This window comes from Pseudomonas sp. RW10S2 (genome assembly GCF_014268985.1).
GTDB lineage: Bacteria > Pseudomonadota > Gammaproteobacteria > Pseudomonadales > Pseudomonadaceae > Aquipseudomonas > Aquipseudomonas wayambapalatensis.
In genome coordinates, this window is the sequence record NZ_JABWRO010000036.1 from 25,606 (window position 1) to 41,105 (window position 15,500).

At 61.4% G+C, this 15,500-nt stretch carries 21 protein-coding genes; 11 read left to right on the forward strand and 10 right to left on the reverse strand.

The features are described 5' to 3' along the window. Positions 1 to 20: 20 nt before the first annotated feature. Positions 21 to 1,304 (forward strand): Zn-dependent hydrolase, encoded by a 1,284-nt coding sequence (locus tag HU729_RS10455; protein WP_186709865.1) that lies wholly within the window; start codon positions 21 to 23, stop codon positions 1,302 to 1,304. A gap of 130 nt (positions 1,305 to 1,434) precedes the next feature. On the opposite strand, the gene sodC is transcribed toward HU729_RS10455, so the two are convergent. Both sodC and HU729_RS10465 read right to left on the reverse strand, forming a co-directional pair. Continuing rightward, positions 1,435 to 1,953: a superoxide dismutase family protein gene (gene sodC / locus HU729_RS10460; RefSeq protein WP_186709866.1), complete on the reverse strand. Its 519-nt coding sequence runs from the start codon at positions 1,951 to 1,953 to the stop codon at positions 1,435 to 1,437. A gap of 344 nt (positions 1,954 to 2,297) precedes the next feature. Beyond that, positions 2,298 to 2,672, reverse strand: coding sequence for a sigma factor-like helix-turn-helix DNA-binding protein (locus tag HU729_RS10465; RefSeq protein ID WP_238348342.1), 375 nt, complete (start codon positions 2,670 to 2,672; stop codon positions 2,298 to 2,300). Positions 2,673 to 2,809: 137 nt separating this feature from the next. On the opposite strand from HU729_RS10465, the gene HU729_RS10470 reads away from it, so the two are divergent. Continuing rightward, on the forward strand, positions 2,810 to 3,409 hold the full coding sequence (locus tag HU729_RS10470) for an anti-sigma factor (protein WP_238348343.1): 600 nt from the start codon (positions 2,810 to 2,812) through the stop codon (positions 3,407 to 3,409). A 40-nt stretch (positions 3,410 to 3,449) separates the two neighbouring features. Beyond that, complete coding sequence (gene tagF / locus HU729_RS10475; RefSeq protein ID WP_202883550.1) at positions 3,450 to 4,235, forward strand: type VI secretion system-associated protein TagF; 786 nt, start codon at positions 3,450 to 3,452, stop codon at positions 4,233 to 4,235. A gap of 136 nt (positions 4,236 to 4,371) precedes the next feature. Here tagF and HU729_RS10480 read toward each other — a convergent pair whose 3' ends face one another. After that, entirely contained in the window at positions 4,372 to 4,788 is a 417-nt protein-coding gene (locus HU729_RS10480) for a RidA family protein (RefSeq protein WP_186668854.1), read from the reverse strand. Positions 4,789 to 5,187: 399 nt separating this feature from the next. On the opposite strand from HU729_RS10480, the gene HU729_RS10485 reads away from it, so the two are divergent. Beyond that, complete coding sequence (locus HU729_RS10485) at positions 5,188 to 5,508, forward strand: hypothetical protein (RefSeq protein WP_186709870.1); 321 nt, start codon at positions 5,188 to 5,190, stop codon at positions 5,506 to 5,508. A 189-nt stretch (positions 5,509 to 5,697) separates the two neighbouring features. On the opposite strand, the gene HU729_RS10490 is transcribed toward HU729_RS10485, so the two are convergent. The 3 genes from HU729_RS10490 to HU729_RS10500 all read right to left on the reverse strand — a co-directional run bounded on the left by HU729_RS10490 (position 5,698) and on the right by HU729_RS10500 (position 7,234). Beyond that, entirely contained in the window at positions 5,698 to 5,955 is a 258-nt protein-coding gene (locus HU729_RS10490) for a DUF2790 domain-containing protein (RefSeq protein WP_186668858.1), read from the reverse strand. Positions 5,956 to 6,064: 109 nt separating this feature from the next. Then, positions 6,065 to 6,535, reverse strand: a complete 471-nt coding sequence (cynS, locus tag HU729_RS10495) for a cyanase (RefSeq protein ID WP_054895305.1) — start codon at positions 6,533 to 6,535, stop codon at positions 6,065 to 6,067. 39 nt (positions 6,536 to 6,574) lie between these two features. Continuing rightward, complete coding sequence (locus tag HU729_RS10500) at positions 6,575 to 7,234, reverse strand: carbonic anhydrase (RefSeq protein ID WP_186668860.1); 660 nt, start codon at positions 7,232 to 7,234, stop codon at positions 6,575 to 6,577. A gap of 110 nt (positions 7,235 to 7,344) precedes the next feature. On the opposite strand from HU729_RS10500, the gene cynR reads away from it, so the two are divergent. The 4 genes from cynR (at position 7,345) to HU729_RS10520 (ending at position 10,311) form a co-directional block, all read left to right on the forward strand. Beyond that, positions 7,345 to 8,232 (forward strand): transcriptional regulator CynR, encoded by an 888-nt coding sequence (gene cynR / locus HU729_RS10505; RefSeq protein ID WP_125929448.1) that lies wholly within the window; start codon positions 7,345 to 7,347, stop codon positions 8,230 to 8,232. Between the two features lie 516 nt (positions 8,233 to 8,748). Then, a complete protein-coding gene (locus HU729_RS10510) occupies positions 8,749 to 9,006 on the forward strand; it encodes a hypothetical protein (RefSeq protein ID WP_186709872.1) in 258 nt (85 codons plus the stop codon). 272 nt (positions 9,007 to 9,278) lie between these two features. Next, entirely contained in the window at positions 9,279 to 9,566 is a 288-nt protein-coding gene (locus tag HU729_RS10515) for a DUF3077 domain-containing protein (protein ID WP_186668863.1), read from the forward strand. A gap of 265 nt (positions 9,567 to 9,831) precedes the next feature. Continuing rightward, entirely contained in the window at positions 9,832 to 10,311 is a 480-nt protein-coding gene (locus HU729_RS10520) for a carboxymuconolactone decarboxylase family protein (RefSeq protein ID WP_153773441.1), read from the forward strand. Here the strand turns inward: HU729_RS10520 and HU729_RS10525 are convergent. Next, on the reverse strand, positions 10,304 to 11,740 hold the full coding sequence (locus HU729_RS10525; RefSeq protein ID WP_186709874.1) for a PLP-dependent aminotransferase family protein: 1,437 nt from the start codon (positions 11,738 to 11,740) through the stop codon (positions 10,304 to 10,306). The two genes, HU729_RS10520 and HU729_RS10525, sit on opposite strands and share 8 nt — an antisense overlap. Positions 11,741 to 11,829: 89 nt before the next feature. Between HU729_RS10525 and HU729_RS10530 the strand changes: the two genes are divergently transcribed. From HU729_RS10530 to HU729_RS10540, 3 genes are all read left to right on the forward strand, one after another. Continuing rightward, a complete protein-coding gene (locus HU729_RS10530) occupies positions 11,830 to 12,312 on the forward strand; it encodes a GNAT family N-acetyltransferase (RefSeq protein ID WP_186668865.1) in 483 nt (160 codons plus the stop codon). A gap of 28 nt (positions 12,313 to 12,340) precedes the next feature. After that, complete coding sequence (locus tag HU729_RS10535; protein WP_186668866.1) at positions 12,341 to 13,006, forward strand: NAD(P)H-dependent oxidoreductase; 666 nt, start codon at positions 12,341 to 12,343, stop codon at positions 13,004 to 13,006. Between the two features lie 109 nt (positions 13,007 to 13,115). Next, positions 13,116 to 13,565: a carboxymuconolactone decarboxylase family protein gene (locus HU729_RS10540; protein WP_012314951.1), complete on the forward strand. Its 450-nt coding sequence runs from the start codon at positions 13,116 to 13,118 to the stop codon at positions 13,563 to 13,565. A 221-nt stretch (positions 13,566 to 13,786) separates the two neighbouring features. On the opposite strand, the gene HU729_RS10545 is transcribed toward HU729_RS10540, so the two are convergent. From HU729_RS10545 to HU729_RS10555, 3 genes are all read right to left on the reverse strand, one after another. Beyond that, positions 13,787 to 14,317: a protein phosphatase 2C domain-containing protein gene (locus HU729_RS10545; protein ID WP_238348344.1), complete on the reverse strand. Its 531-nt coding sequence runs from the start codon at positions 14,315 to 14,317 to the stop codon at positions 13,787 to 13,789. A 159-nt stretch (positions 14,318 to 14,476) separates the two neighbouring features. Further along, positions 14,477 to 14,644, reverse strand: a complete 168-nt coding sequence (locus tag HU729_RS10550; protein WP_186668868.1) for a hypothetical protein — start codon at positions 14,642 to 14,644, stop codon at positions 14,477 to 14,479. Further along, entirely contained in the window at positions 14,620 to 15,177 is a 558-nt protein-coding gene (locus tag HU729_RS10555) for a hypothetical protein (protein WP_186668870.1), read from the reverse strand. The genes HU729_RS10550 and HU729_RS10555 overlap by 25 nt, the downstream gene beginning before the upstream one ends. Between the last annotated feature and the right edge of the window lie 323 nt (positions 15,178 to 15,500).

Genomic DNA, 15,500 nt, shown 5'->3' on the forward strand with positions numbered 1-15,500 from the left:
ATCGCCTGAGGAGAGTCCCGATGAAACCGATCAAGGAAGTGCTGCACTCCACCGACCACCATGTCGACAGCGCGCGCCTGTGGCAATCGCTGATGGACCTCGCGCGCCTGGGCGCCACGCCCAAGGGCGGGGTCTGCCGATTGGCACTGACCGACCTGGACCGCCAGGCCCGCGACCTGTTCCGGCAGTGGTGCGAGGCCGCAGGTTGTAGCGTCAGCGTCGATGCGATCGGCAACATGTTCGCCCGGCGTCCCGGACGCAACCCCAAGCTGCCACCGGTGATGACCGGCAGCCACATCGACACGCAGCCTACTGGCGGCAAGTTCGATGGCTGCTTCGGGGTGATGGCAGGCCTGGAGGTGATCCGCACCCTGAATGACCTCGGCGTGGAAACCGAAGCGCCGCTGGAGGTGGTGGTGTGGACCAACGAGGAAGGCTCGCGTTTCCCGCCGTGCATGATGGGATCAGGGGTGTTCGCCGGCAAGTTCACCCTCGAAGAGACGCTGGCCAAGCGCGATGCCCAAGGGACCAGCGTCGGTGAGGCGCTGCAGGCCATCGGCTATGCCGGCCCGAGGGCCGTGCAGGGGCATCCGGTCGGGGCGTATTTCGAGGCGCATATCGAGCAGGGGCCGATTCTGGAGGATCAAGGCAAGACCATCGGCGTGGTGCTCGGCGCCCTCGGCCAGAAGTGGTTCGACCTGAGCCTGCGCGGCGTCGAGGCGCACGCCGGGCCGACGCCGATGCACCTGCGCAAGGATGCCCTGGTCGGCGCGGCGGTAGTGGTCGCGGCAGTCAACCGCACGGCACTGGCGCATCAGCCCCATGCCTGCGGCACGGTCGGTTGCCTGCAGGCGTATCCGGGGTCGCGCAATGTGATTCCGGGTGAGGTACGCATGACCCTGGACTTCCGTCACCTTGAAGGGGATCGGCTCGATTCGATGATCGCCGAGGTGCGTGAGGTGATCGACAGCACATGTGCCAAACACGGGCTGAGTTTCGAGCTGACGCCAACGGCGGACTTCCCGGCGCTGTACTTCGACCGTAACTGTGTCGATGCCGTGCGTGAGTCGGCCAAGAGCCTTGGCTTGGCGCACATGGATATCGTCAGCGGGGCAGGGCACGATGCGATCTTCCTGGCCGAGCTGGGCCCGGCAGGCATGATTTTCGTGCCGTGCGAGAACGGCATCAGCCACAATGAGATCGAGAACGCCACGCCCGAGGATCTGGCGGCGGGTTGTGCAGTGTTGCTGCGGGCGATGCTGGCAGCGTCGGAGGCCATTGCCCAAGGGCGATTGGCGGCCTGACTGCGAGCGGTGCCTGGCATCGGCTCAGCCGGTGTCAGGCATTGGACATGCCCCTTGCCGACGTGACCGTGCTGGCCGGGCGCTGGGCGTTGCACAAGCGCGGCGATTACTGACGCCCGGCCTTCCTGGTTCAGATCACGCCGCAGGCCACGCGGTCGCCGCCACCGCCCAGGGGCATGGGCATGTCGGCGTGGTTGTCGCCACCGGCATGGATCATCAAGGCGTGGCCCTTGATTTCGGAAATCGTCTTCAGGCGCGGCGCCAGGACCGGATAGGTGGAGGTGCCGTCGGCGCTCACATAGAGTGCCGGCAGGTCGCCCAGATGGCCATCGCCATAGGGGCCCAGGTGCTTGCCGGTCTTGGCCGGGTCGAAGTGACCGCCAGCAGCCAGTGCCGCCACGGCCTTGCCATCTTTCATGCCGGGCGCACAGCTGCCGTTCTCGTGCACGTGGAAGCCATGCACGCCTGCGGGCAGGTTGTTCAGTTTGGGGGTGAAGACCAGCCCGTAGGCCGATTCGCTGATGCTGACCTGGCCGATGGGTTGTGCTTTGCCATCGGCGCTGACCAGATTGACCGGTACATCAAGGGTCGCGGCGTGGGCGCCGATGGACAGGGTGCCCAGCAGGGCGAGCCAGAGGTGTCGTTTCATGTTTGCCTCTTCAATTCAATGACAGGAAAGAGCCTTGGCGGGAACCTGAAAGTTGTTCCGGCGGGAGCGAGAATAAGAAGGGCGGCGCGCGAGTGTCCAACTAAAATTGGTAATTAAAAAAAACAGGAAAATCTATGGAATAAACGACGCAAGACAAGTGTTATGGGGGCTATATCGTCAAGAAGTGCTGTTTCATGAAACAAGGGCGATAAATAACAAGATGAGTTCCCTTCACTTGTAAAAATAATTCGTCCGGCGCACTGTATGAAAAAACATCAAGCCGGAAGTTGCGCAGCAGTTTCCCTTTAGGGCGTATGCAGGTGCCAGGCAACGCACGCGAAGGTTCAGGTGCGCAGCAGGTCGCGGCCAGGCGCCGAGGGCTTGGGGCTGTCGTTGAGCAGTGTGCCAATCGTTTGCCTGGCGCGGAACAGCCGACTCATGACCGTGCCGATAGGCACCTCCAGGATTTCGGCGGCCTCCTTGTAGCTGAAGCGCTCCACGGCCACCAGCAGCATCACTTCGCGCTGGCCATCGGGCAGGCTGTTCACCGCCGTGAGGATCTGCTGGTGCATCAGATCGGTTTCCGGGGTGGGCGCGGCCGGGTCGGTCACCGACTCGATGACGCTGTCGTTCCACTCCGAGCGCGAGCGCACCTCGTTGATCCAGGTGGTGTGGACGATGGCAAACATCCAGCTCAGCGGCGCAGTGTCCGGTCGCAACTGGTGGGTGCGTTCGAGGGCGCTCCCCCCGGTTCCAGACAGCCTGGTGCGCAACGTCGATGCACTGATCGCGCAGCACGCCGCCCCGGCCAGCGCTGCCCCGTCTGTTCGGTCGCCCCCGGTTCGGTTGGCTGGCCGTGGCCTTCGCCACCGGCGCGGTGTGTTACGGCCTGGTGCTGCAGGCCGGCTTCATCGGCGAAGCGCTGAACACCGACCGCGCGCTGCAGGCCCCCAGCGTGGCCCAGGTACAGGCCTCGCCCTGGGTGATGCAGGCTGCCAGCTACCAGCAGTTGTACACCCGCGACACGGTCAACTACGTCACCCCTGACACCGACGATGTGCGCAAGACCCTTGCCGACATCCGCCAGATCGATGGCCTCGAGCTGCGTGTGCCAGACCTCAGTGCCGCTGGCCTGACCTTCAAGCGCGTGCAGCGCCTGCGCTTCAACAACAAGGCGCTGATCCAGTTGGTGTACCTGCCGCAGCAGGGCGATCCGGTAGCCCTGTGCGTGATGAAGGAGCCCAAGCCCGACCAGTCCATGGTCCAGTTGAACGTCGCGGGCATGGATGTTGTGGTCTGGCGTCAGTCTCAGCTAGGCTACGCGCTGATCGGCGCCCCGGACGGCGTCGACCTCGATGCCGTGGCCCGCGTGGTCGCGGACCGCAGTTCAGGCCAGTTGTATACGGCCAATGCCAGCCTGCCATCGCTGTTGTGGTTCACCGGTATCCGCCAATAAGGCCCCTGGGGGTGGGCGACCGGATTCTTGGATCGCCTGAATGCCCGCACAGTACCGCCACCACTTCCTCGTTGCCTTCTTCCCGACCCTGTTCACCGGCCTTGCCTGTGCGCTGTTCGTCGAGCGCAATAGCTGGACAGCCCCTCCATCACTGTCCTCTGCGGCCGGCGTTGCCCGCGTCGTCGATGCGTTCGAAGCGGTGTCCGGCCCGCAGCCGGGCTTTCACCGCAATCACGCCAAGGGCCTGCGCGCCAGCCGCGAGCGCCTGGGCGCGGAGTGGGAGCAGGCCTACCGCTGCAGCCCGATCTGGCATTTCGCCTTGGCTGCCGGGGTGTGCGGCGAGGTCGCCTGGGCCGGCGTGATGATGCCCAGTGTCGACCGGGTGGGGCGCTATTTTCCCCTGACCCTGGCCTATGGCGGGCCGGACATACCAGTGCTGGAGCGCCTGCGGCGCGACGGCGCGTGGTACGCCGAAGTGGAGCGCCTGGCATTGTCGACCCTGGAGGCGGGATTCGTGCTGGAGCGCTTCGACCGCGACCTCAGCCAGTTGCCCGCTCCATCCCGGCCCGAGCCCGCAAGCATCGCGCCTGCGTGGGGGCAGCCAGCGATGGGCGCGATGTGGCTGACGTTGCCGGAGCAGGACGGGATGGCGCAGGCGGTCGAACAGTGGTTGATGCAACTGGACGGGCTGGCGGGGCAGCGGTCGTTGGCCGGGCATGCCTTGTTCTGGACCGAAGGCGGGCCGCGGGTGGCGCCGACGCTGTTGGTGAGCCGGGGATTGCCGGGGGCGGGGTGGTTCGTTGGCATGTTGGGCGGCGCGGCTTGAGCTTGATACCGACACCGCCGCTCCCACAAGTACGGCGCTGACTCTGGGTTCCGCGCCGCACCTGTGGGAGCGGGCTCGCCCCGCGATCACGGGCAACGCCCGTGCCATGCGCCGCATTGAGGCGCAGCGGGTTGCATCAGCAGCAAGCGGCCACCGCATCAATCTCCACCAGCATGCCATCCAGCGCCAGCCGTGGAACGGGGATCAGGGTGCAGACCGGATGCCCGCTTTCCCAGACCCGATTTGCTTCGCTGACCCATTCACGCAAGCGATGCTCATCATGATCGACGATCAACAAGGTCAGCTTGAACACCTGTTGCAAGCTCGCGCCCTGCGACCGCAGTGCCGTGTCCAAATTGGCGAGTGCCTGCCTGGCCTGCGTGGCAAACTCGGCGGGCAGTCGCCCGTCGACATCCTCGCCACCTTGCCCGGCAATGAACAACAGCCTGGCTCCAGGTGCTACTGCGGCGACGTGGGAGTACCCGTTGCTGCTCGGGTCGTACAGCCCGGGTGGATTGGACAGCGCGAATGCAGGGCGGGAATCTGCGGACATGGGATTGCTCCAGAGAAATGAGCGGGCAGTCTGCAACCTCGAGTCAACTTGAGGTCAAGCGTGTTTGTGGCCGAGAGAAGAAATCTCCTGGACGCAACCCAGTCACTCAATCAGGCGCAAATCCCCCGCCACGATCATGCTGCGCTCGATGCCGTGCATGCACCGCATCGCCTGCTTCGCGGGTAAACCCGCTCCCACGGAGTGGGCGTCGCACTTACGAAACGCGATTTTTCAGTGTCCGAAATGGGTCGAAAGCAGTCACCCGCTACCGCCAGCTTCCCCTCCTAAGGCGGTGGGGAATTTCAGGAATGAGGGTGAGTCGTTGATTGCACGATACCCAACCAAAACCATCAGGGTCAGCTAGAGTTTTGATGAGTACAACGCCGCGAGACAACGATCATGCTAAAACAAGAAGCAGAGAACGTGATTGAGCGTATTCGGGAAGATCTGAAAAGGCACGGTGTGCTGATCGGCTACGATCCCGAGTTTACTACTGCTGAATTCGGGTGCGACCTCGACCATCACGTTGCTCAGGTCAGAGAGGATCCGAACAACCGTGTGTTGCAGATTGCGATACATGACGAAGGGCTCTGGAACCAGCTCCAGCAGGGAAATGTGTATCGGTGTAGCGTCAGTGAATGTCGAGGAAAGCTCTTCGGCATTCCTATTACGATAGAACCCAGAGACGATGAGTCCTACACCATTGAGTACAGGCTCTGAAGTTTCAGGAGGGTAGTCTGCCGTCCAGATTCCCGTCCCGCAGACGAGTCGGCAGATCACCCTCTGTCGGAAGCAAAAAGCCCCCAGCGATTTTCGCAGTGGGCTTGCGTCTATACAGGATGCCAAGCCTCGATCCCATCTGCCCTGATGCCCAGGAACTGCCTGTCGAGCTGGAGTATGGACGGCGCATCAGTTGTTGGCACAGCCATTCCCCACGATTCTGTACTCCATGATATGCCGCTCGCCATTGGAGTCGTCGTAAGTCAGCTGCATCGGCACAACTTCGCAGACATTGGGCACCGGGGTAACAGCCACAACGTGCGCGATATCCAGGTTCTGAGAGTAGCGATAGGGTTCAACCGTCATTGGTGCAGTTCGAGTACCTTGGTCATCGGCCATGGCAACAGAACCAAGGCCGCCTAGGAACAAAACGAGTAAGAGTTTCATGGTGATCACCTGTACTGAGGGCGTAAGAAGGCCTGAGCATCCGATCGGCGCTCAGTCGTCATGAATGTTGGAGATGGCCCGGCGCGGTATGGCGCCGGGCTGAGTTACATCAGAAAGGCTTGGTAGGCAGGTACTTGCCGTCAAGGGTGATCACAGCACGGTGACCACCGTCTGGATCTTCGACCTTCTTGATGTCCAGCTTGAAGTTGATGGCACTAATGATGCCGTCGCCGAACTTCTCGTGGACCAGCGCTTTGAGGGTGGTTCCATACACCGACATCATTTCGTAGAAGCGGTAGATGGTAGGGTCGCTCGGCACCCCGTCGAAGAAGCTGCCGCGGATCGGCATCGATTGCAGCAGTGCGACTTGATCAGCATCGAGATCGAGCTTTTCGCCTACGACCTTCGCGGCGCTTTCAGGCAGCGGATGCTGGCCAAGCAAGGCTGCGGTGACAAAGGCCTCGGACAGGCCCGTACCGTCAACGATTTGCGCAAAGGACAGGTCCTTGCGAGCCTTGGCCTGGATGATGACTTCGGTCAGTTCCTGGCGAGCGGTGCGGGTGGCTTGAGTCTGGATCATGGTGAGTCTCCTGGGTAAGAAAAGGTGCAGATACAGGCTTCAGGCGACGTGCCTGGCCGGCTGGGAAACGGCGTGGACTTCTGGGTTTTGCGCGAGAGACACGAAGGTGCCGGTGCTGCCATCAAAAGCGTCGATACGTCCGGTCTCGATGTCATAGATCCAACCGTGCAGGGTCACGCGGCCTTCTTCGAGCGCCAAGCGCACGGAGGGGTGGGTCTGGATGTTGGCCAACTGCGCGACCACGTTTTCGCGCACCATGGAAGCAACCTTGCTTGGGCCGTCCGCATGCTGACGGGCCTCATTGACTACCTTGGCTGAGTCGGCGTACCGCAACCAACTGGCTACGGCGGGCATGTGATCCAGGCATTTGCAGGTGGCGATGGCGGTCATCGCGCCGCAGTCGGAGTGGCCGCAGATCACGATGTCTGCAACCTTGAGGCCGGCGACCGCGTATTCGACCGACGCCGAAACCCCACCCGGCTCTGGCCCATACGAGGGCACGATATTGCCGGCGTTGCGGATTACAAACAGATCGCCTGGCTCGCGTTGGGTGACCAGTTCAGGCACCAGTCGGCTATCAGAGCAGGAGATGAAGAGAGCCTTTGGCGCTTGCTGATTGGCAAGGTCCTTGAACAGTTTGACCCGCTCCGGAAAGGCGTTTTTTTGAAACTTCAGAAATCCGTCGATGATCGCTTTCATGGTTGCTGTCTCGATGTCGCTGGGTGTGAGACGGAGATTAAGCAGCGCATGACATAAGGTAAAAGTCTCATTTATTATGAGCTGGATCAGATTATCTTATGGGTTTAGGCATGCTCGCTCGCCACATCCAGTATTTCCTGGCCGTTGCAGAACATCTCAGCTTCACGAAGGCCGCAGCAGCGCTGCATGTCTCTCAGCCGGCGCTTTCTCAGCAAGTAAGGCAGTTGGAAGAGAGCCTGGGAGCCCAGTTGTTCGACCGATCAGGCCGCACGACGCGTTTGACTGACGCGGGGGATGTCTACCTTCTCTATGCGCGCCGTGCGTATCAGGAACTGCAGGAAGCCAAAAGGGCTATACATGATGTCAGCGACCTCAGCCGTGGCTCATTGCGTGTTGCCGTAACGCCGACGTTCACGACCTATCTGGTGGGGCCGCTGATCGAGGCATTTCACTCCAGATACCCCAAGATCACCGTCAACCTGAAAGAGATCTCCCAGGAGCGTATCGAGGAGTTGCTGTTGGCGGGAGAGCTGGACGTAGGGATCGCATTTGATGAAATACATGCGCCGGATATCGAAGCCATCCCCTTGCTGAACGAAACGCTTGCTTTGGTCATGAACCGCAGACACCGCCTGGCCGAGGAACGCTCCATTACCTCGCACGGCCTGAGTGCAGAGTCTTTGGTCTTGCTCAGCACAGAGTTTGCCACTCGCGAGCAAATCGACCGCTACTGCCGCAAATATGAGATTCGTCCCAAGGTGCAGATGGAGGCCAATGCCCTCGGCGCGGTGATCGAGATCGTTCGCCGGACGAATCTCTCGACCTTGTTGCCTGCCAGAATTGCGTTGGCCCATGACGACCTTGTAGCCATCACACTGGAGCCGGAGCGCTTGCAGCGACGGGCCGTTCTAATGCGGCGCAAAGACGCCTTTCTGAGTGCGGCGGTGCGTGTCTTCATCGAGCTGGCTAAAGAAATATCCAGCGATCTTGATCAGTGAGGGTTTGCGCGACCGCAGGATGTGCGTGTGCGCAAGTGCAACGATGATGGCCTAGCCGACCTGCGAAGCGGAGACTGGCAGGGGAGGGAAGCCCCTATTGCTTTCTAGCTGCTGACGGCGCACTGATGTGTACTACATAACCTCCAGCAAGCAACTCACCCCAAAATTAGATGGCTTCCTACACGAACGAATCAGATTTTCGCTATTTGATGTAGGCCCTTTCCTAAGCATCCTTGGCCCGCTTTTGCGCCATCGCAGTCACGGCTAGTCTCGCCGGGCCGCTGCTAAATCAGCGGCCAGGTCTGCAAGCCTGTGCGGTATTACGATGGCGCCCACCTCCTGACGTCTTCGGCGTTTCGCCGTAGGTCCGGTTCAATGGTGGCTGCGTGCGGGTGACCTTTGGGTCAACCGGGTTTTTGCCTCGTAATGCCCCGGTCTTGCAGGCCTGCACGTAGCCGCCACCCTTCACCTGCAAGTGAAGAGTGGACGGTCGGACTTCCGCATTACGAGGTGCATATGCTCAAGATCGTCCCCGACCCACCGCACACTACAGAAGCCCCCGACTACCTCGAAGACACCCTGGTCGAAGCCATGGAATACACCCTGTGTGGCCTGGCGGTAGCCAACCAGTCGATCACCTCCCTCCCCAAATCCCCCGCCACGATCATGCTGCTTAGCGTGATGCACGAGCTCGACGCCGTGCGCTCGCTGTTGGAGTGCGCGTTGGCGCAGGTGCAGCTCAAGAGTCGAGCGCGGCCGCTGTCCCTGCATTAGTCCGTACTCATTTCCAAAAGGCTTGCAGGGCCTCTGTGGGAGCGGGCTTGCCCCGCGATCACGGGCAACGCCCGTGCCATATACCGCATCGCCTGCTTCGCGGGTAAACCCGCTCCTACAGGTACCCCGCTGTACTCAAAATCAGCGGAGTACCTGTAGGAGCGGGTTTACCCGCGAAGAGGCCAGCAATGGTTCAGCACAGCCAATTGCCCACACCATCACCGGTGCCCTCGCACACCCACCCCATTCACAGCACCTCGAAGGACTTCCCCATGGACAAGGACTCACCAGACCACCTCGGCAAGCTCGGCTGGACCGTCGGCACCACCACCTGCCTGGAAAGCGAAGCCAAAGGCAAACACCTGTTCCGCGTTGAACCCGGCAACTGTGCCGACCATGCGCTGCAACAGGCTTCGGAACTACTGGCTAGCGCGCGGCGGGCGTCGTTCATCGGGGTGATGGACGACGAACCGGTGCTGGTTTGGGCGGCGCATTACCTCAGCGAGATGGCCAAGGCGTTGATGGATGATGCGCGTAGGGGGATGCATAAAAGCGATTGAGGTGGAGGTTGGGCGATTCAGAGTTGTCCGTTCGGATCTACGGCTACGTCTTCGGATGACAGCTTCCGACCCAAAGCTGCCGTCCGCGAAAGAGCAGCAAGAGGCCTGTAGCGCCTCTCCGCCTCTACTGCTCGACGGGATCATCATGGCGCACTTCGCCACAGGCATGGTCTAGTTCGAAATCACCATCTTGGCTCTGTGTGGCTAGTCCAAGCATGGCTAGAGTGGGCTCCAACGGACACTAACCCACTGCGAGTACCTGCCCATGAACAACCGCCTTGATTACTTCAAGCTGTCTCCCCAAGCGTCCAACAAACTGGTGGAGTTGACCCTGCAACTGAGCAAGAAGCCGTTGATGGTCGATCTTGCCCACCTGATCATGTTGCGGGCTTCGCAGCTCAACGGCTGTGCGTTCTGCGTGGATATGCATGTGAAAGAGGCGAAGATCCATGGCGAGCGCGAGCTGCGTCTTCACCACGTCGCCGTCTGGCGTGAGTCGCAGCTGTTTACGCCCGTAGAGCGAGCGGCGCTGGAGTGGACCGAAGCCCTGACCCAGTTATCGCCTCATGGTATCTCCGACAGCCTCTATGCGCGTGTGCGCGAGCAGTTTTCCGAGCACGATCTGTCGGATCTGTCGTTCCTGATCGTCGCTATCAACGGCTGGAACCGCCTCAACGTAGCTTTCCAGGCCATCCCGGGCTCATCCGATGAACTGTTCGGCCTGAGCAAGGCCAACCTCAACTGAGTAACGTGCTGATCACTGCGCCAAGCTGCTCGCCAGGAGCAGCTGTGGCGCAGTTGGTAAAGCTCAGGAGCAGACCCGACTGACGCTGCGACGAGGCAGCCCAGCGCGACAACGCCTGTACCGACATGCCCCTGCCCAGCAACTGCTCGGCCAGGGCGGTGTCGTTTACGTCCTTCGGCAAACGCAGTACCAGGTGCATGCCGCCCGGCGAGCGCTCCACCTGCATACCCTGCGGCAAACTTCGCTCCAGTGCTTCGATGGTCAATGCTCGTCGCTCGTTGTAGATGCGGCGCATGCGTTGGATATGCCGGGCAAAGTGTCCTTCGGCAACGAACTCCGCCACCATGGCCTGGGTAATTGACGGTGACCCGGCAGCGAACAAGGCCCGGCCGACGCGCTCGAACGCTGCCACCTGCGCCTGCGGCACCACCAGATAAGCCAGGCGAAGGCTGGGAAACAGCACCTTACTGAAGGTCCCGGCATACAGCACGCGCCCATGGCGATCCAAGCTGGCCAGCGCTGGGAGTGGACGGCTGACGTAGCGATACTCGCCGTCGTAGTCGTCCTCGACAATCCACCCCCCGGTGCGGGCAGCCCAATCCAATAGCAGTTGTCGGCGTGGCAACGACAGTGCCATCGAGAGCGGGCTCTGATGCCCCGGTGTCACCATGGCGACCTGCGTAGCCCGGCCACCCGCGATGGCATGCTCTACATTCATGCCATCGGCATCAACCGGCACCGCTTCCAGCTCCAGTCCGAATTGGCGAAGCACCTGGCGCGTGGGGGGATAGCCCGGGTCTTCCACCCAGGCTCGCGCCCCTGGCTGCAACAAGGTGTGCGCGATCAACGTCAGGCTATTGCGCCAACCGCTGGTGATAAACACCTGGTGGGCACCGCAATCGATGCCTCGGGATACCTGAAGATACGAGGCGATGGCGCTGCGCAACGCTGGCAGGCCGTGGGGTGCTGGATAGTCCAGATCTCCCACACGCATCCCGCGTAGATACCGGGCACCCAGACGCGCCCATATCTTGCGCGGAAAAGCATCCAGCGCCGGCACCCCCATCTGGAATGGCAACAGCTGCGGTGGACGCCAGAGCGAATCAGGGGAGTCTTCGATCACCCGGCTGCTGACGGGTGCTGTGCTGGCCGCCAACGCGGGCTTCTGCAGTTCAGGATTGATCACGGTGCCTTTCTGCCCGAGCGCAAGGATGTAGCCCTCGCTGGCTAGCAGTGAATAGGCCAGTTCGACGGTCCCACGGGCCACACCCAGCTCCTTGGCCATGGCGCGCGCCGACGGCAAGCGGTCACCGGCGGACAACGTGCCGGCGGCAATGGCGGCCAGCACGCGGTCGTAGAGTTGGCGATACAGAGGCAGCGCGGACTGCTCTTCCAAGGGGGCGAAAGGCGGTTTTGGCGAAGTCATCATGGACTAGTTCGTATCCCATTTCTTGGCTCAATCAAGTGGGTCAATGGTAGTCCAATATAGCGCCATCACTTACGCATGAGGCCAATCCCATGACATCTACGTTGACCAACTTCATACCCAGCGTGCTCGACCTGGCCGACACGGCCCTGCGTCCCCTGGACAACATCCATGACCTGTGCGGCGCATTCCCGGTAATGCAGCAATTGCGCCCTCATCTGACCAGCGAAGCCGACTTCACCAGCCGCATCGAGCGTATGCGTGTTGAAGGCTATCACCTCATTGGCGCGTATGACTCAGGCGTCCTTGTGGCATTGGCTGGTTACCGCCTACAGGAAAACCTGGTCTACGGCGCATTCCTGTATGTCGATGACCTTGTCACCGCCGAGGCTCATCGGGGTGGCCAGTGGGGGGCGCGCTTGTTGCAAGCCTTGGAGCGACTGGCCCGCGCCAGCGGCTGTGCGCGCCTGGTGCTCGACACAGGTTTGGCCAACGCCCGAGCGCAACGTTTCTACTTCCGTGAAGGCCTGTTGACTGGGGCAATGCGCTTTCAAAAACAGTTCGATACGCCATAACCCGCACACATCCAAGGAGGCAAACATCATGACATCGTCCCGACCGCTACTTGCTCCTTTGCGCGTTCTTCGCCTGGTCGCCAGCCCCAACGCAAACCATTCGGAAAGTCTGAAGCTGTCCCAGCAGATCCTGTTTGGCTTGGCCACCGTGGCCGGCAGAAGGGGTATCCAGTTGACCGATCTAGATCTCAACGCCTTGGCACCCGTCGATGCGCCTTACGCCCAGGCATTAGCCAATCAGCGCATAGTCGCGGTAAGCGGGCGGGACAGTACGTTGAGCCGTTCCAACGAATTGATCGACCAACTGCAAGCATGCGACGTACTGCTGATTGCCACGCCGATGCACAACTACAGCGTGCCCGCCCCACTCAAGATGTGGATCGACCAGGTGGTACGCGTGGGTAAAACCTTTGTTGGCACCGCCAAAGGTAAAGTCGGAAAGCTGACGGATCGTCCGGTCTACGTCGCAATCGCTAGCGGGGGCCACATCAGCGGTCCACAGGCCCGTCAACCGGACTTTCTGCGCCCCTACCTGTCGGCCGTCCTCGCCACCATTGGTCTCACTCAGGTGCATTATTTCACCGTTGAGGGTACCGCAAAGGGGGGGGAGTCACTGAGTACTGGAAGGGCAACAGGGTACGGTGATGTGCAGGCGTTCTTTGGTAGGCATAGCTGTCGAGTAGGTCAAGTCTAAAGTCCGCTTCAAGGCCGACATCTACTCCAAGCGCTTAGGTTTGCATCTCAACTGGGCCGTATGCGAACAAGCGGCCACGCTCTTCATCGCTCATACAAAGGAAAAAATCATGAATCGTCTCAATTGGTTTGAAGCTTCGCCTGGTGCAGCTAAGGCCCTCGGCGGCCTGCATCATTTCGTGACCACCGCGACAAATTTGCCAGCCTCGCTGATCCACCTCGTGTTTCTCAGGGTGTCTCAAATCAACGGCTGCGCTCATTGCATTGATCTTCACTCACGCGATCTGATCAAAGCAGGTATGTCAGTGGACAAGGTGCTGTTAGTGCCGGTATGGCATGAAGCGCAATATTTGTTCTCGGATCAGGAGCGCTCAGCACTGGCTTGGGCGGAAGAAGTCACCAGGGTAAGCGAGACACAGGTATCCGACGAAGCTTATGCAGCCGCATCGGCGATGTTTGCAGAAAAGGATCTTGTTGACCTGACAGCGGCCATTGCCGCGATGAATGCGTTCAACCGTATGGGCGTCAGCTTCCGACTCAAACCTGCGGCTAGGGCTTGATGACCTAGTGACTCGGCCTGGAGAGGTAGTACTTCGGAGATGGCACATCGCTTGTATCGCGTACCGTCTGATTCAGGCCAATTGCTGCCCTTTCCGAACGACCGCTATGGCTCGGATACGGTCGTTCGCTAATGAACAGCCTTGGGGGCCCAACTCGGCCCCAGGTAACGCACCATTTTCGATAATGCCAGCAATCCTGTGAGGCCAGCCCCTACCATCTCTCACTCAAACTTCACCAACACCACCGTAGCGTTATCCCGCCCGCCATACTCCGCCGCCAACCGAATCAACCGCTGACTACTCCCCTCCAGACTCTCCCGCCCGGCGCCCTCCAGCACCCGCGCCATCTCATGATGCGGCACACACCCATGAACCCCATCACTGCACAGCATCAGCAAGTCCTCCGCCTGCACCACCTGCACCCACACCTGCGGCTCCACCCGCGGCGCTGGTCCGATCGCCTGCAACAGCACGTTGCGCGCCGGCAGCCGATCGAAATGCCCGGCATCCAGCGCCTGCTGGTACCAGGTCTGGTCGCGACTCAACTGCTCCAGCTCACCGTGGCGATAGCGATACAGGCGACTGTCACCCACATGAAACGCCAACAACGGCCCGCCGGCCTGGGGGCGCCAGATGCCGGTGAGGGTGGTGCCCATGCCGCGCCCCTCGCTGAGCTGACGGGTGTGGTTGTGCGCGTACAAGCGGGTGTTGACCGCTTCGAGCGCCTCGTGCAGCGCGCCCAGGGCCTGCATCGAGGGCACCTGGCAGGTGGCGTCGGGGTCGCTGGAGGCGTGGGTCGATCAGGAAGTGGTCTTCGTTGTGCTGGCGCACCGGGCCGGTGTCGCTGTGACCGAAGGCGATGCCGCCGCGCAGCAGGCAGGGCGCGGTGGCCATGTGGTTTTGTGACGCGCTCATGGCTGCTCCTCGAGAAAGGCGCTGCGTTGGGCGGGGTCGGGGATGTGTTCGGCCAGGGCCTGCAACAGCGCCTGGCGGGTGCTGGCGTGGGGCAGGGCGCGGCGCATGACGATGCGGGCGATCGGGCCGATCAGGTAGGTCAGGCGCGTTTCGCTGGCCTGCACGAAAGCGGGGTCCAGCTCGGGGGCTGGGTGTCTGTCGTATCTGTCTGGTGGGGCAGGCTGTCGTCTTGCGGCGGGGTTTCGGTCGTGGCCAGCAGCGCTTCGGTGGCGGCGACGAACTGTTCGCGGCCACGCTCGGAGGGAATGTGCGGTAGCAGGGCGCTGCGCAGGCTGGCGAAGTCGTCGGCGCTGGCCAGGCTGCGCTTGACCAGCAGGCGCGCCAGGGGGCCGATCTGTTGCGACAGCAAAGATTCGAGCTGCGGGCGGAGCTGGCGTTGGCGGGCTTCACGTCGCGGTGCACTGCCTTGGGGTACGCCAGTCAACGGTTGCAGCTTGAGCCAGCCTTGCAGCAGGTTGAGATGGGTGGTGTTGCCCGTGTGTTCCAGATACAGACGGGTGTGCGGGCCAAGGGCAATGCGTGTGCCGGCCAGTTGGTCGATGAGCACGCCTGTGCTGCCGGCTTCGAGGTAGTCGGCACTCTGCAGGCGTGTGCCGGCGTTGGCTTGGTAGACGCTCGTGGCACGCAACAGTTGCACGGGCTTTTCCGCTGCGCTTATCACTCCGATCTCTGCCGGGGCGGCGAGCAGAGGCGAGAGGTGGAGCAGGCCAGCCAGGAGGGGGAGGAGCGCGGTTCTGTTCACGGTTCGGTCATCGTGTGTACGGAAGGGGTAACCCCGGGATGAGCGCAGGCTACCGATTCACGGGGTGCGATGAACGTCAATTTTTTCTATGTATTTCAAGGGGATGAATTGAATGAAATCATGGAATAAAACGGCGGCGGCGGGTGTTTTCGTCATGGGCGCGCGGGTTATTCGTTGGCCTTGCTGGCCCTATCGCGGGACAAGCCCGCTCCCACAGG

What these genes read in the sequence shown, in the direction of transcription:
- HU729_RS10455 (WP_186709865.1), top strand. Translation starts at nt 21, where the DNA reads ATGAAACCGATCAAGGAAGTGCTGCACTCCACCGACCACCATGTCGAC.
- sodC (WP_186709866.1), bottom strand. Translation starts at nt 1,953, where the DNA reads ATGAAACGACACCTCTGGCTCGCCCTGCTGGGCACCCTGTCCATCGGC.
- tagF (WP_202883550.1), top strand. Translation starts at nt 3,450, where the DNA reads ATGCCCGCACAGTACCGCCACCACTTCCTCGTTGCCTTCTTCCCGACC.
- HU729_RS10480 (WP_186668854.1), bottom strand. Translation starts at nt 4,788, where the DNA reads ATGTCCGCAGATTCCCGCCCTGCATTCGCGCTGTCCAATCCACCCGGG.
- HU729_RS10485 (WP_186709870.1), top strand. Translation starts at nt 5,188, where the DNA reads ATGCTAAAACAAGAAGCAGAGAACGTGATTGAGCGTATTCGGGAAGAT.
- HU729_RS10490 (WP_186668858.1), bottom strand. Translation starts at nt 5,955, where the DNA reads ATGAAACTCTTACTCGTTTTGTTCCTAGGCGGCCTTGGTTCTGTTGCC.
- cynS (WP_054895305.1), bottom strand. Translation starts at nt 6,535, where the DNA reads ATGATCCAGACTCAAGCCACCCGCACCGCTCGCCAGGAACTGACCGAA.
- HU729_RS10500 (WP_186668860.1), bottom strand. Translation starts at nt 7,234, where the DNA reads ATGAAAGCGATCATCGACGGATTTCTGAAGTTTCAAAAAAACGCCTTT.
- cynR (WP_125929448.1), top strand. Translation starts at nt 7,345, where the DNA reads ATGCTCGCTCGCCACATCCAGTATTTCCTGGCCGTTGCAGAACATCTC.
- HU729_RS10510 (WP_186709872.1), top strand. Translation starts at nt 8,749, where the DNA reads ATGCTCAAGATCGTCCCCGACCCACCGCACACTACAGAAGCCCCCGAC.
- HU729_RS10515 (WP_186668863.1), top strand. Translation starts at nt 9,279, where the DNA reads ATGGACAAGGACTCACCAGACCACCTCGGCAAGCTCGGCTGGACCGTC.
- HU729_RS10520 (WP_153773441.1), top strand. Translation starts at nt 9,832, where the DNA reads ATGAACAACCGCCTTGATTACTTCAAGCTGTCTCCCCAAGCGTCCAAC.
- HU729_RS10525 (WP_186709874.1), bottom strand. Translation starts at nt 11,740, where the DNA reads ATGATGACTTCGCCAAAACCGCCTTTCGCCCCCTTGGAAGAGCAGTCC.
- HU729_RS10530 (WP_186668865.1), top strand. Translation starts at nt 11,830, where the DNA reads ATGACATCTACGTTGACCAACTTCATACCCAGCGTGCTCGACCTGGCC.
- HU729_RS10535 (WP_186668866.1), top strand. Translation starts at nt 12,341, where the DNA reads ATGACATCGTCCCGACCGCTACTTGCTCCTTTGCGCGTTCTTCGCCTG.
- HU729_RS10540 (WP_012314951.1), top strand. Translation starts at nt 13,116, where the DNA reads ATGAATCGTCTCAATTGGTTTGAAGCTTCGCCTGGTGCAGCTAAGGCC.
- HU729_RS10545 (WP_238348344.1), bottom strand. Translation starts at nt 14,317, where the DNA reads ATGCAGGCCCTGGGCGCGCTGCACGAGGCGCTCGAAGCGGTCAACACC.